At 41.1% G+C, this 13,878-nt stretch carries 15 protein-coding genes; 6 read left to right on the top strand and 9 right to left on the bottom strand.

Annotated features, from left to right (window positions below):
- Window positions 1-130: 130 nt before the first annotated feature.
- The 9 genes from BACINT_RS12215 to BACINT_RS12175 all read right to left on the bottom strand — a co-directional run bounded on the left by BACINT_RS12215 (window position 131) and on the right by BACINT_RS12175 (window position 8,387).
- Window positions 131-1,381, bottom strand: a complete 1,251-nt coding sequence (locus BACINT_RS12215; protein ID WP_007663455.1) for a type IX secretion system plug protein — start codon at window positions 1,379-1,381, stop codon at window positions 131-133.
- Complete coding sequence (mtgA, locus tag BACINT_RS12210) at window positions 1,378-2,076, bottom strand: monofunctional biosynthetic peptidoglycan transglycosylase (protein WP_007663454.1); 699 nt, start codon at window positions 2,074-2,076, stop codon at window positions 1,378-1,380. The genes BACINT_RS12215 and mtgA overlap by 4 nt, the downstream gene beginning before the upstream one ends.
- Before the next feature lie 142 nt (window positions 2,077-2,218).
- Complete coding sequence (locus BACINT_RS12205; RefSeq protein ID WP_007663451.1) at window positions 2,219-2,893, bottom strand: OmpA family protein; 675 nt, start codon at window positions 2,891-2,893, stop codon at window positions 2,219-2,221.
- A 96-nt stretch (window positions 2,894-2,989) separates the two neighbouring features.
- On the bottom strand, window positions 2,990-4,318 hold the full coding sequence (locus BACINT_RS12200; RefSeq protein ID WP_007663449.1) for an MATE family efflux transporter: 1,329 nt from the start codon (window positions 4,316-4,318) through the stop codon (window positions 2,990-2,992).
- Between the two features lie 39 nt (window positions 4,319-4,357).
- Window positions 4,358-5,776 (bottom strand): S41 family peptidase, encoded by a 1,419-nt coding sequence (locus BACINT_RS12195; protein WP_007663447.1) that lies wholly within the window; start codon window positions 5,774-5,776, stop codon window positions 4,358-4,360.
- A gap of 102 nt (window positions 5,777-5,878) precedes the next feature.
- Entirely contained in the window at window positions 5,879-6,286 is a 408-nt protein-coding gene (locus tag BACINT_RS12190) for a pyridoxamine 5'-phosphate oxidase family protein (protein ID WP_021967793.1), read from the bottom strand.
- A gap of 78 nt (window positions 6,287-6,364) precedes the next feature.
- Window positions 6,365-7,183, bottom strand: coding sequence for an AraC family transcriptional regulator (locus tag BACINT_RS12185; protein ID WP_007663441.1), 819 nt, complete (start codon window positions 7,181-7,183; stop codon window positions 6,365-6,367).
- 49 nt (window positions 7,184-7,232) lie between these two features.
- Window positions 7,233-7,739, bottom strand: coding sequence for a DUF4251 domain-containing protein (locus BACINT_RS12180; RefSeq protein ID WP_007663439.1), 507 nt, complete (start codon window positions 7,737-7,739; stop codon window positions 7,233-7,235).
- Window positions 7,740-7,832: 93 nt separating this feature from the next.
- Window positions 7,833-8,387 carry a DUF3575 domain-containing protein gene (locus BACINT_RS12175; RefSeq protein WP_007663436.1) on the bottom strand — a complete coding sequence of 185 codons (555 nt, stop codon included), beginning with the start codon at window positions 8,385-8,387 and terminating at the stop codon, window positions 7,833-7,835.
- A 543-nt stretch (window positions 8,388-8,930) separates the two neighbouring features.
- On the opposite strand from BACINT_RS12175, the gene BACINT_RS12170 reads away from it, so the two are divergent.
- The 6 genes from BACINT_RS12170 (at window position 8,931) to BACINT_RS12150 (ending at window position 13,793) form a co-directional block, all read left to right on the top strand.
- Window positions 8,931-9,269, top strand: a complete 339-nt coding sequence (locus tag BACINT_RS12170) for a helix-turn-helix domain-containing protein (protein WP_007663432.1) — start codon at window positions 8,931-8,933, stop codon at window positions 9,267-9,269.
- On the top strand, window positions 9,262-9,750 hold the full coding sequence (locus BACINT_RS24830; protein ID WP_007663429.1) for a hypothetical protein: 489 nt from the start codon (window positions 9,262-9,264) through the stop codon (window positions 9,748-9,750). Before BACINT_RS12170 ends, BACINT_RS24830 begins: the two co-directional genes overlap by 8 nt.
- The gene (locus tag BACINT_RS12165) at window positions 9,686-11,299 is read left to right on the top strand and encodes a toprim domain-containing protein (protein ID WP_374937240.1); all 1,614 of its coding nucleotides are present in this window, start codon (window positions 9,686-9,688) and stop codon (window positions 11,297-11,299) included. The genes BACINT_RS24830 and BACINT_RS12165 overlap by 65 nt, the downstream gene beginning before the upstream one ends.
- Entirely contained in the window at window positions 11,296-11,679 is a 384-nt protein-coding gene (locus BACINT_RS12160) for a helix-turn-helix domain-containing protein (RefSeq protein WP_007663424.1), read from the top strand. Before BACINT_RS12165 ends, BACINT_RS12160 begins: the two co-directional genes overlap by 4 nt.
- Before the next feature lie 254 nt (window positions 11,680-11,933).
- Complete coding sequence (locus BACINT_RS12155; protein ID WP_007663422.1) at window positions 11,934-13,154, top strand: AAA family ATPase; 1,221 nt, start codon at window positions 11,934-11,936, stop codon at window positions 13,152-13,154.
- A gap of 3 nt (window positions 13,155-13,157) precedes the next feature.
- Window positions 13,158-13,793 (top strand): RloB family protein, encoded by a 636-nt coding sequence (locus BACINT_RS12150; RefSeq protein WP_005805535.1) that lies wholly within the window; start codon window positions 13,158-13,160, stop codon window positions 13,791-13,793.
- Window positions 13,794-13,878: the final 85 nt, after the last annotated feature.

Genomic DNA, 13,878 nt, shown 5'->3' with positions numbered 1-13,878 from the left:
CGGTTCTGTTAACCAAGGTTGACAGGCCTGTTAACCAAGGTCAACACTCTATAAGACTTACTGTTTAGATGCAAAATGAGCTGGGTAAATACCTGTTTAGCTTGCTTCTTATACCTGTTTAGGTAGCTTCTTATTTATAACTAACCTGTTGCATACCGATCAGCCGGTCATATCTTTCGCCAAAGGGCCGGTGGTAAACAAGTATCAGATATTCATTCTCCGTTTCATAGAAATTCCCCTCTGCCTGTGCGGTGCTTCCTACCGTACTTCCAGGTGTTACATACAGATACTGATAATTATATGCTCCCTGCTTCAGCAATCGGGCACACTCATAAGCGTGAGTTTCCGGATTGTATTTCAGCAGATTCTCTTCATTAAAATCATCATACGTGAAAGCTCCTTGCAGATAAAACTTTCCCTCTGTAAGCGGATTCTCCCATAACAGAGAGAAATGCACAAAGAAGTAATCTGCTTCCGTATTGTTATCCACCGCTTCATCATACCGTATTACAAAACGTCCATTTTGATCCTGGTCATAACTATAATTGAGTAGACGAGGCAGATCCGGTTGCAGCGTGACGTGATAGTAAGGGGCATGATAGCGGATACTTTCCACACCTTGTGAGGCATATCGTGTACTCACCATTTCGAAACGGCGGTATTCGTTTCCTGCTGGAAATATTAGCGCACGATTATGTTCGTAGCGTAACTGGTCAGGGCCAACGTAAGAAGGTTGAAGATTGGTAACTTCGTTGTCTGTACGATTATCCTGTAAAACGTGTACTCTGATTTCATTCTGAGGGTTACGAATGGGATACCCCTTATGCTGGATACTGAAGCTGACTTGCTGATGGTTTTTGTTACGATCTATCTCTGTATCACTGCTGACTTGTGCTGATATGTTTACCTCTTTCTCCAATATCCGGAAGCAAGTGCTGAAAGCGGGTTTATTCTTGCCCTCTGCATCATCATAAACCAACAGACGATAGTTACCGGAAAGTTTGGGACGTACCTGGTCATTGGGAAACGTTAGGCGATAGTGTGTGTAGGGCAGAGTAGTGTTGACGGAAATATCGTGATCCTCTATCGGATTATCATTGAAACCATCCAGGTATTCTGTTTCGGAAAGGTCGGACGGGGTCCAGTCTGCATTGCAATGTGTGAGGACATACTGATAACGATGGTAATCGTGCGTGAGGTGGTCGAATGAGATTTCTACAGTTTCACCTTCACCTAACCGGATGACGGCAGGAGCCATATAGTCGTTGTTGGCGATGACCTGCACCGTATGTATATGCGGGTTATAAACTTCTGTACGTTGGGCATGTGCTCCACAACAGATAAGTATACAAATTAAGAACAATGGCAAGGTTTTCTTCATTTCTTTTCTGCTTTTTCTACCGGAGGGAATTTGGGAACTAACTTCATCAACCTTAATATCTGTGACTGTCTGCGCAGGATGTAAGCTGACGGGTGTGCGGAATCAAAGCGTATGGGGTTAGGAAGGGTTGCTGCAATCAATGCACTTTGACCTGCTGTTAGTTTAGCAGCAGTGGTGTGGAACTTGTATTTGGCGGTAGCTTCTGCTCCATAAATACCTTTTCCCATTTCGATAGAGTTAAGATATACTTCCATGATCCGTTCTTTCGACCAACAGAGTTCAATAAGCCAGGTGAAGTAAACTTCAAGTCCTTTTCGCGTCCATGAAGATTGGGGCCAAAGAAATACATTTTTTGCAGTCTGTTGGCTGATGGTACTGGCTCCTCGCTTCCGCTTTCGTGTTTCATTCTCTTTCATAGCTTTTTTTATTTCTATGAAATCGAAACCATTGTGAGTAGCAAAGCGATTGTCTTCCGAAGCGATTACCGCCATCGGCAGGTGAGGAGAGATTTTATCAAAAGAAACCCAACTGTGATGCCAGACCGGTTTTTCGCCTTTAAAAATCTGTTGGGTACTACGGATAACCATAAGGGGAGTGAAATAAACGGGAATAAAACGATAGATCACCACCGTGAGAATAGTGGAGATAAAGAAAAAGAGTATCAGATTGCGTAGGATTCGCAAAACCTTCTTCATATTTATTGCCGTGGCTTTTGTTGGTTAGTAACGTACTACGAGCTACAAGTACGGACGCTTTTAGGTGTGACAGCAAAATCTTTGCTTTTTCCTAAAAAACATTGCGTAGCAACTTGTAGCTCGTAGCTTTGTATCTTGTAGCTTATTTACCTGCTTCTGCGTTCTTAATCATCTGTTCGCTGGCATACATATAGATATCCACACGACGGTTTTGACTGGCTGTCATGCTGTCATCATACTGATTGTAGCCTACGCCTTCCACTTGCTTGAATTGTGCAGGAGAAACGCCGCAATCCTGCAGATAGTTTTCTACAGTATATGCACGGTCTTTTGAAACTTTCATGTTTGCTTCATACGTACCTACTTTATCTGTATGGCCTACGATAGCAATGTCCGTTGTAGGGTCTTCCTTCAGAATCTGGGCCAGTTCGCGCAAAGAAGCTTTTGATGTATTGCTCAATGCTGATGAATTAAAACCAAACAGGATGCCTGATTCGAAAGTTACTTTTACAGCAGCAAGTCCGTTGGTATCGGTTACTTTCTCTACTTGTGCACCTTCAATTTTGGCAGCTTCGGCAGCTTTCTTATCCATCTTATGGCCAATGGCAACACCGGCACCTGTACCTACTGCCGCACCGACAGCCGCACCGATAGCTGCGCCCTTACCTTTACCGATAAGTCCGCCAATGATAGCACCGGCTGCTGCGCCTGATCCACCACCAATCACACCGCCTTTTGCGGTATTGTTCATTGTACTGCAACTTCCTAATAATATAGCACCGCTCAATAACAGTACACTAATTTTCATCTTTTTCATAATTTGTTCTTTTAAAAATGTTACTATGTTTGTAATGCAAAGTTAGATATATAACAAATATGTTGATGTTATGTTTAGGTATTTTGTTCTCCTTTTTTAGAGAATTTTTCTTTTTATAAGTATAAACCAGAATGTGAGAATAAATCCCTTAGCAATGGTTGTTGCACTTACAGCCCACCATATGGCGTCTACCCCCATTCCCATGTGTACCAGAAGCAGGGCTACGGGTATACGCATATAGTTGCACGATATACTGATGATGGCTGGTGGAATTGTTCTTCCCAATCCGTAGAATACGCCTTGCATGGTAATTTCCAGCATCATGAAGAGCTGTGAATAACCGTCTATACGCAGGAAATCACCACCTACGCGGAAAGCCTCCGGTTCGGGTACGAAAATGGAAAACACTTCACTTCCAAAGAAAATGAAGAGTAATGAGCATAGGGTACCGAATATAGATGTCATCCAGAGTGTAGTGCGCCAGGCCTTTTTTACTCTTGATTTTTCTCCGGCAGCATAATTCTGTGCAATGAAGGTACTTAATGCGGTAGAGAAACCTTGCGAGGTATTCCAGGTAATGGCTTCTATTTGTCCTCCGGTAGTGAAAGCCATAAGTCCGATATGTCCCCCTTGTTCCGAAGCCGTACGCGAAAGGAACATATTGACAAAGGCAAACAAGGTATTCAGCGTAGCTACCGGAAGCCCGAGCTTGAATATACGGTGGGTGTATTTCTTTTTAAGACGGGTAAGAAAAGGGAAGCCTCCCAGCAGATTGTCTTTATACCGTAGCTGATAAATGAAAATACCGAATACTGTAGCTTCGGATAACCATGTGGCGAGGGCTGCACCCACTGTTCCCCAGCCAAAACCGAAGATAAATAACGGGTCGAGTATGATATTCATTATCAATCCGGTACCACTGATGTAGAAAGGTGTCTTGCTTCGTCCTGCCGCATTGTATATTCCTGTGAAGGCGGCCGATAAAAATACGAAAGGTAATCCTGTTGAGACAATACGTAGGTAAGTTACGGCATTCTGTGTGATATGCTCTTTCAGTTCGAATATATGCAGGATAGGATCGGCAAATAGAAATAACAGGGCTGCCCAGCATACAGAAATGAGCAGGGCAATACTGATATTATGCGAAGCGAACTGCCGTGCATCTTGTTCGCTACGAGTCCCGATAGATTGCCCTACGCTGACTTCAGAACCTACTTTATTCAGCAAGGCTATGGAACCGGACATCCAGGTGAGTATACCTACTGCACCGACAGCAGCAACTGCTTCGCTGCCTAAACGGCCCACCCATGCCATGTCCGTCAGGCTGTACGCCATCTGGATAAAGGAAGTAGCCATAATAGGTATCGCCAGATTAAATAACTGGCGATTGATAGGCCCTTTAGTCAGATTCTTTGTTCCTTGCATGATTTACAGTCTGTAAATTTCGGACTGCAAATTTACAGATTATTTGTTAATAATCACACTGCCGGTTGCTTTTCTGTCTATTGAGTTACCGGGAACCTTTTTGTAAGCGACTGTGCCCGGTGCATCTATACTCCGGGTGAGGGTGTTTTTTCCGTCAATCAGGTCTATGGCAGCTTTAAATAAGTGTTCATTCGGATCTCCTAAAGGAAACATTTCAATGGGAGATACAGTTTGAGCATCAACGTATGTGAATGCTTCGTCAAGTTGTACATCCGGCACTATTCCATCAGCATAATCAGTAAAGTCTACTGAATTGTATATTTGACAAACAATAGGGTGCATCTCCCACTTTTTGTCGTCGCTTGTATATTCCAGTGAACCGACGTTTTTACCTACAGTTGTTTCTCCAATTACCACAACATTCATAAAAGGTTCCAATGAGTTGATCACCATTTCCGAAGCGGATGCACTGGAACTACTTACTAATACATACAGTGTTTTTAGGTTCAGGTTTTTCCCGTTTGATCCGAGCAAACTCTTGTTTGTATTAAATTGGACCTTTTTGTTTTTTTGTTTATCATTGTATTGTAGGTAACCTAATTTGTTGCCAACTTGATTTCCCGGTTGGAGAATGGTACATAATAAGATACCGGAAGATAATGCTCCACCATTGTTGTACCGTAAATCCAAGACAAATTCATCCACTCCGTTAAAGTCAGAGCCTGAAAGAGATTTTAAATGGTTGTCGTAAGACGTGTCATCATCGCTTTTCCCTGCAGTGAAATGGTTGTAAAGCAGATAACCTACTTTTTTATTTTTGACCGGACTTTCGATGACATTCCATGTATATACCGGATCATCTTCAACTTTCCGGGCTGATGCTAAATTTATTTTTTCATTCTGAAGCACAAACTTTTTTGTTGCCGGGTCCCATTTGGCTATTGTTAATGAACAGGCTTCGCCACCGGATAATGATGCAAAATTAGCATCTGTCACTGGAGCATCATTGATTTTTGTAATCCAGTCGCCTCGTTGCAATCCGGCATCATCAGCCGGCGAATCTTTCACTACATATAATACGAGCGCAAGTATGTCCTGATGTGTTTTATCAGCATAAATACCTGTAAATTCAAAACCGTATGAATACTCTTCATTTATCGTACTACGCGTATTTCCTCCTGTGAGTTCTTTGATATATGAGAAATATTGGTGTTTGCTTCCACGAACTTTCCCGTCTTTATCAGACAGTAATGAATAAAAGAAAGTTTCCGGATCATTCGCATAATTCAGCTTGCCGGCTACCGGTATTTCATTGTACCAATAGTAATGTTCGCGCATGGTATCCTCTATCCATGCCTGCGTATCAGGACGATCACTGTTACCACTTGGATCGTCATCATCCTTGCAGGCACTTAAAGAGAGACAGATAAACAGGAATAATAAAGTTTTGATTTTCATATATAAGTTCGTTTTATAGTAAACGCAAATATATGAATTTATATTCTTTATTGAGTTAATTTCCGATAGATTATCTTTTTATTGAACACAGCTTAATACTCATTAAACTTTTCTGTGGATGAACTTTCCCTCTATCCAGTAAGTGGCATGGTTAGCCTTGAACTTTAATATGACATAGTTCGGGTCAGTCGGGCCGCCGGGAAAATGGTTGATGAACCAGTCTTGCCAAAGTTCTTGTTTGATGTCTGCATCTGTGATAACTTCTACATCACCGGTCATGCAAACACTGTCTCCCTGGGCATAGAAACATAAACCACCTTTCGGATTCTTTCGAAAATCAACTGTTTTCCATGAGTCGTTTCCGGTTGACATCCAAACGGTTGAAATACCTTCGGCTTTAACCATACTCATTGGTACAGGGCGGGGATATCCCTCTTGGTTAATAGAGGTAAGAACTACTACTTCGCTCTTTTGAAGCATTTCTGCGGCTTTCTTTTCAAGTGTTTCCATCTTTTTAATCTGTTTTGTTAATTGAATGGTGCAAATATAAGTAGCCGGAGATATTCCTTCATTGTATAAAAACGACATTTACGCTTCTACGTAAGTCAGCGTGACTTCTTCTTCCGGCGAAGGAAGGGCCAGAAAAGAGTAGGGGGTATTACCTGACATTCTTTTTATTTCTCTTGAAAGATGGGGGACATCATAGTATCCTGCATGAACAGCAGTAGATAACAGGTTATCGCAGGTAGCACTCCTCAATAAATCTACCGCATTCTTGAATTGCATAATTCTGCTGTATATTTTGGGAGTATATCCTGTATTCATTTTGAATTTACGTTCGAATTGTCGTTGGCAGAGACAAATATCTTCCACTAATGATTGTACCGGGAGTTTTCCCTGATGACGGTTTATTTGTTCTATGGCAAACGCAATCTGTGGGTCCGTCTGTAGATCATATTTGTATAAAGACTTGATGAATAATTCTTCTATTATCTTTATTCTGTCTCCAAAGTTATCCTCTTCACATAGTCTTTCTGCAAACGAGGCATCGAAGAAGTTAGTTACTTCATCAGCACAGATTCTTTGATTGGTAAGTTCGTGCAGGGGTAATTGTATGAAACGTGATAATCCGGAAGGTAGAAAACGGACTCCCAGCATATGAATGGTTTCCGCATAAGCTACCAGTTCCGAGTAACTATTCATCGGTCCAATGAAGTAGGAACGGTAAGGTTTCATGGTTAGCCTGCCATCTACCGTCTGTGTAGCCTCTCCAAGGGTGAAGATAAAATCCGTGCATCCGTCGGGAAGTATGTTGATGCGCATTCCATATTCAGGATTGCCTTTAAATTCCCAATATTTGTCAATATAGGGGGAGAGCAGACTGCATGGTGGGTATTCTTTGTACATAAATTTAGGATGTCATTGCAGAAAGGTAATCATTGGCAGGTTATATACCTTATTTTTCCATTTTTTTTTCCGTCATATCTACTTCTCCCTGAAAGTTGATGGACTGGCGGTTTTGCATGTTTACGAATATGGTAGAGGAGCCGTTGCTAAAAATATCGATATCAAAATCGAATTTATCTTCCGTGCTCCGTGCCGTGAATTTAATTTTTGCTGTTCCTTTCTTATCCCAATCCAGCTTGTAGTCGGTAAGTGGAGCTTTGAAGTTGAGCCCTTCTCCGCCACCATAAGGAATTGAATAGGCCCTTCCATAATAAGGTAGATGGGATATGATGGAATCGTTTCTGATTTCTACAGAATATGGAGAAGTCAGCATCACGGACCGTCCCCTTGCAGGAAGTGCCCGGTTCACATCTATTTTATATTTCCCGGATGTGATGAGTTTTTCAACCGCTTGTTTCTTTAGCTCTTTCTTTTCTTTCTTAGTTTGTGCAGAAAGAGTCGGTATACTGATTGCCATAATCAGCAATAAGGAAAAAATAATTCGGATTGCTTTCATACATACTTATATTTTATGGATTATATATATGGGTAACAATCAAATGTACTGATAAAGATAATCAGGTACGTGCTTATTTAATGATATTTAGAATTATTTTACCAGTCGGTAAACAAAAGATGCACCTAATTTGTAGGGTAACCATTCGGCGCTGGCATTTTTGCCCACATACATTTCTCCGGTAGATTTTATATAACCTTTATATCTGGAATGTTGCCATCCATAGCTTGCGAAAAGGTCTACTGCCCAACGGTCGTTTATTTTAATTTGATAGCCTAAAGTTGCTCCGAAAGACATGCCATTGCCTTTTTGATATTTATCATGATTGATATAATTCCATTTTGTGAATTTAAACAGTCTGTGATAACTGCCATATCCTCCTACATAGAGTCCGTTGAATGCTCCTTTAGGGTAATATCTGCCTTCTACAATTAATTGGCCGAATCTCATAGGGTTGCCCTCGATGCTTTTCCAGGGTGAGTATACGGCATCTCCATTGAATGTCCACTTATCTGCAAGTTTGGTTTCTGCTGACATGTTCACTACACCCATAGCCCAATACAAAGCGTTCCATTTGAGTTTGGTTTGAGCCTGAACGGCAGATAAGGATAAGGCCAAAAGGGCCAGCAATAGTAATTTTCTCTTCATAACGAATGGTTTAGATATAGTTATTTAGTTAAAGTCTTCTTTGTGTTTTGATTTGTAAGGAGATATCAATCAGATGCTTTAGCCTTCTTTGAATAAAAAAAAGGAACTTTCAAAGTTCCTTTTGTGTGATCCGCTTGGGATTTTCACTTTATGGCTGTATGTGTTTGAAACACAAATGCTTTCTAAACTACTAAAATCGTACCGTAACGATTTAGTAACGATTTCCAAAATGTTGATTTGTCTGCTTATGACACCGTTGTGTCTGCTTAACTTTCCGGGTTCAAAACTACAACTTTCCTTTTAATCTACCAAACTATTTGAGTATTAAATAGATAAAAATATTTTTCCGGTGTAAGGTGCGAGCCTATATATATAAGTATAGGCTTGCACCTTGCACCAGATTCTGACTTGCACTGTACCTCCCTCCCGCTATGCTACATATTCAGATATTGAAAAAAAAGTTATGCCAAGTTGGTAACAAGTTGGCAAATGCTCCGGCACTATTGGATGAACTTTGCAGCAAATTAAAATGATAACTGTAATATGGAAGTAATAACAATGGATAGCAAGGTGTATAAAGACCTTGTCGGGAAAATTCAACGAATTGCCGACTTCGTGGCAAAGGCACAGGTTATGCCCAAAGAGGAAAATGAGGTGTGGCTGGATACTAATCAGGTGGCGGATGCCCTGAATATAAGTACACGCACATTACAACGATTGAGAAACGAAAACCTGATAAGTTACTCTATGCTGAGAGGGCGGTGTCTTTATAAACTTTCGGAAATAGAACGGGGACTGAATGAACGCATCATCAAATGCAAACCACAGGATAGGGAGAATTTTCGGAGGAATTATTTCTTGAATGATAACGAGAATGGATAAAGAGGATATTCTTCTGCTAACGGATAAGGGGTTGGCGGTTTTCAAGTATTATATCCCTTTCTCTTTTAAACTCGGACGTAATTTCTTAAATCCGCTGTACAAAGATAGCAAGGCTTCGTGTAATGTGTATTTTGACCGGAGAAACGGAATGTACAAAATGAAGGATTTCGGAAATGATGATTATTCGGGGGACTGTTTTGCGTTGGTCGGCAAGCTAAACGGACTGAATTGTAAAGAACCTAAAGACTTTGTGCAAATACTGGCTATCATTGATCGGGATATGCACTTGGGCTTATCTGACAAGTCCGAAATGAGAATTTCCTCTACTACATCTGTTCCGGTGATTGCGGAAGTTACACATGTACCGAAAAAAGAGCTTTACGGCTGCGGAACTTGCCTTTTGGGGAGAAAGTGGTATCACGCAAGAGGTGCTGAAATTGTTCCGGGTGGTTTCGTTGAAGAAGTTCAGCAGCGAGAATAACGAAGGGAAACCGTTCAGCATTGTGGCGACGGATAAAGAACCGGTATTCGGATATACTGCAAAGCAATATGTGAAGGTGTACCGCCCGCACTCGGAGATGCGCTTTTTATATGCCGGGGATTTTGGGGAAAATTACTGCTTTGGGCTGGAACAGTTGCCTGCTAAGGGGGATTTGCTCTTTATTACGGGTGGTGAGAAGGACGTGATGAGCCTGACGGTTCACGGGTTTCATGCTATCTGCTTCAATTCGGAAACGGTGACTATTCCCGTGGGGATTATTCATAGGCTCTCTTTCCGGTTCAAACATATTGTCCTGCTCTATGATGTGGATAAAGCGGGGCTGGACAGTTTGGCAAAACAAGAACTGGCGTTGAAGAACTATGGGGTGAAACGATTGTTGCTGCCACTGGCGGGAACGAAGGTGGAAAAGGATATTTCGGACTTTTTCCGTTTGGGAAACAGCCGGGAGGATTTGATTAAACTATTTCTGGATTATCTGGATACAATATACAGCGAAACTATGTCTGCTCTGAAATCTTGTGAGGTGGATTTTAATAATCCGCCGCCCGTGGCACAAATGGTTGTGTCGGTGAATGATGTGCCGTTAAGCACGCAAGGGAATATCCTCTGTATTACCGGTGGTGAGGGAACCGGAAAAAGTAATTATGTGACGGCATTGATAGCCGGTGCCATCGGACAATCCGATAAGAATAAGGATAAGGTGATGGATACGTTGGGGGTGTCGGTTTGTGAAAACAGCAAGCGAAAGGCGATTCTGTTTTATGATACGGAACAGTCGGAGGTGCAGACGTACAAGAACATTACAAACCTTTTAAGGCGTTGCGGACGGGAAACGATGCCGGAATACCTGAAAGCGTATTGCCTGACGGGAATGAGCCGGAAAGAGCGTTTGCAGGCGATTATCCAAAGCATGGATAAGTTTCATTATCAGTTCCGGGGGATTCACATGGTGGTGATTGACGGGATTGCGGACTTGATAAAGGGTGCGAATGATGAAACGGAAAGTATTGCCGTGGTGGAGGAATTGTACCGGCTGGCGGGGATTTACAATACTTGTATCGTTACTATCCTGCATTTTATTCCTTCGGGGCTGAAGTTGCGCGGGCATCTGGGTAGTGAGTTGCAACGAAAGGCGGCGGCTATCCTCTCGATAGAGAAAGATACTGATCCGTCGGTGTCGGTGGTGAAGGCGCTGAAGGTGCGTGACGGTAGCCCGCTGGATGTGCCTATCATGCAGTTTGCATGGGATAAGGATGCCGGGATGCACGTGTATCTGGGGGAAAAGCCGAAAGAGGAAAAGGAGAAGCGGAAAGAGGATGAACTCGTGGCGGTGGCACGGGATATTTTCGGACGGCAGGACTTTATTACTTATGTGGATTTGGCGGAACAGATTCAAGCGATACTGGACGTGAAGGAACGCACGGCGAAAAGTTATATCAAGTTCATGCGGGAAAAGGAAATCATACGGAAAGACCCGTCGAACCAGAGTTATTATATCATCGGGAACTTAAAACAGGCGGGCTTATGATACCATTGGATAAAGAAACATTCGAGGCGTATATGGAACGGTTGCTCGAACAAGTGGAAAGAGTTGTAGGTGCACTGGACAAGAAGGACAAGAAGCCGCAAAATTACCTGAACGGGGAACGGCTGTACGATAACCAGGAGGTTTGCCTGCTGCTGAACATCAGCAAACGGACACTGCAACGGTATAGGGATAATGGGTTGAAGTATCATACGATCCTGCATAAGACGTATTATAGGGAGAAGGACTTGCACGAGTTTATACGGAGGTATTTCGATGGGGAGAATGTAGGGAAAGGCAAAACGAAAGAATGTAAGGAAGATGAACGTACAGAGGATGGTATGTTGTCCGATGGTGAGAACGAAGTAACAGAAGATATTTAGGTTGTTGTAATTTCCATTTAAGCAGATTTAGCCGATAACCTGACGTTGTGTGTGTATCCCGTACTGTCGTGATGATAGGATGGGATATTTTTTCAAAGTTTTGGCAGTAACAGGTAAATACTGCCGAAAATTTGAAAATGAAAGTAGGAATACATGTTGTTAGGCATAAAATAATATAATTCATCTGACAGGTGTCCTTTTTTGAAAAATAAAAGCTATATTTGTGATAAAATCTCGAATAAAGCAATTAAAGTATGGTTATTCAATTTACAATAGGAAATTTTCTATCTTTCAAAGAACAATCTATATTGTCATTAGCGGCATCGGCTTTGAAAGAAGTACAGGTTCCGGCTGAAGATATAATCTTTAGTGTAGGGACTGCCGGATTATCGTTAATGAAGAGTGCGGTGGTTTATGGTGCCAATGCATCCGGTAAATCCAATTTCATTAAGGCTTTTGAGTTTTTTAAGTGGTATGTGATAAATTCGTCGAAAGATATTCAGGCAGGGGAACGTGTTAATATAGAAAGTTTCCGGTTAAACTCGCTTACTGCGGGTGAACCAAGTTATTTTGAAGCCATATTCTGTGATGAAGATAATCAATATCGTTATGGATTTGAAGCTGATAATTCTTTGGTACATTCGGAATGGCTCTATCAAAAAGTTAATAAAAAGAGGGCTAAGGAGGTGGAACTATTCTACCGGGAAAAAGATAGCTTCGATATTCATACCAAGTTTGTCGTTGGTAAAGAGCTTGCAGGTAAACGAATGGTGAGAGCGAATGCATTATTGCTTTCTGTTGCGGCACAATTTAATGATCCGACAGCAGTGGAGATAATGAAATGGTTGAACGATACCACTATTATTTCTGGTTCTAATGATGAGAAGATATGGAATACCGCCACTATCCAACTGGATGACATCAAAATGAAACAGAGAATTGTAGAGTTTTCACGCTATGCTGATTTAGGTATTGAGAATATTGAAAAAATTGATAATACTATTGTCAGTACGCATACGCAGTACGATGATGAAGGTAATGAAGTCAAAGCTGTTACTTTCCCATTCAGGAAAAATGAATCGGAAGGTACAATAAAGTATTTTTCTTTAGCATATCCTATTATTGATGCTTTGGATAATGGAAAGCGTCTGATTATAGATGAATTTGATTCTAAGATGCATCCACTTCTTACGTGTAGAATTATTGCCTTGTTTAATTCAAAAGAAACAAATCCGAAAAATGCTCAATTGATTTTCACTACTCACGATACTAATTTGTTGAGTGCTAATATATTCCGACGGGATCAGATTTGGTTCACACAAAAAGACCGTTATGGGGCAACCGAACTTTATTCATTAGCAGAGTATAAAGTTCGTAATGATGCTTCGTTTGAAAAAGATTACTTATCCGGAAAGTACGGAGCTATTCCAATTGTCGGAGATTTAACCCGTTTGTTTAATACGCAAGAAAAATAAACTATGGCGGCTACAAAAAGGAAAAATATAAATCCGCGTATCGAAAGAAAAATAACCCGTATCAGTGGTGTGCGTGAAGTGAAACAAACATTTCTGATTATTTGCGAAGGGGTTAATACTGAGCCGGACTATTTTAATGCTTTCCGCTTGACTTCTGCCAATGTGAAAGCTATCGGTCAAGGCATGGGAACATTAGCATTAGTACAGAAAGCTATCAATATAAAAGAGCAGGAAAGGCAAAAAGGAAGGACATACAATCAGAATTGGGTGGTCTTTGACAAAGATGATTTTCCAGAAAATGACTTTAACTCTGCTATACTATTAGCACGCCAAAATGGTTTTGAGGTGGCTTATAGTAATCAGGCCTTTGAATTTTGGTTCTTACTTCACTTTAATCTGTATCAAGGGGCTTTGCATCGTTCCAGATATGAAAAAATGTTGAGTACTTTGCTCGGATTTGCTTATACAAAGAAGTCGGGTGTAAGCTTTAAAATGTTTAATGCTTTATTCCCTAAACAAGAACAAGCTATTAATCATGCTAAAACTATCATGAAACAATTTGATGGGAATAACCCGGCACAACAAGAGTCTTCCACTACTGTTTATTTGTTGGTAGAAGAGTTAAACAGATTCATATAATTAATATCTTATTTTCATATGGAAAATATACAATTGTCAAATATATTGCATATACAAGAAGCAAGTAAACAGGGTAAGCTCGTTA

It is taken from the genome of Bacteroides intestinalis DSM 17393 (assembly GCF_000172175.1).
Taxonomy (GTDB): domain Bacteria; phylum Bacteroidota; class Bacteroidia; order Bacteroidales; family Bacteroidaceae; genus Bacteroides; species Bacteroides intestinalis.
Note: the sequence above shows the minus strand (reverse complement) of the source record. Positions and strands in the feature narration are given on the sequence as shown.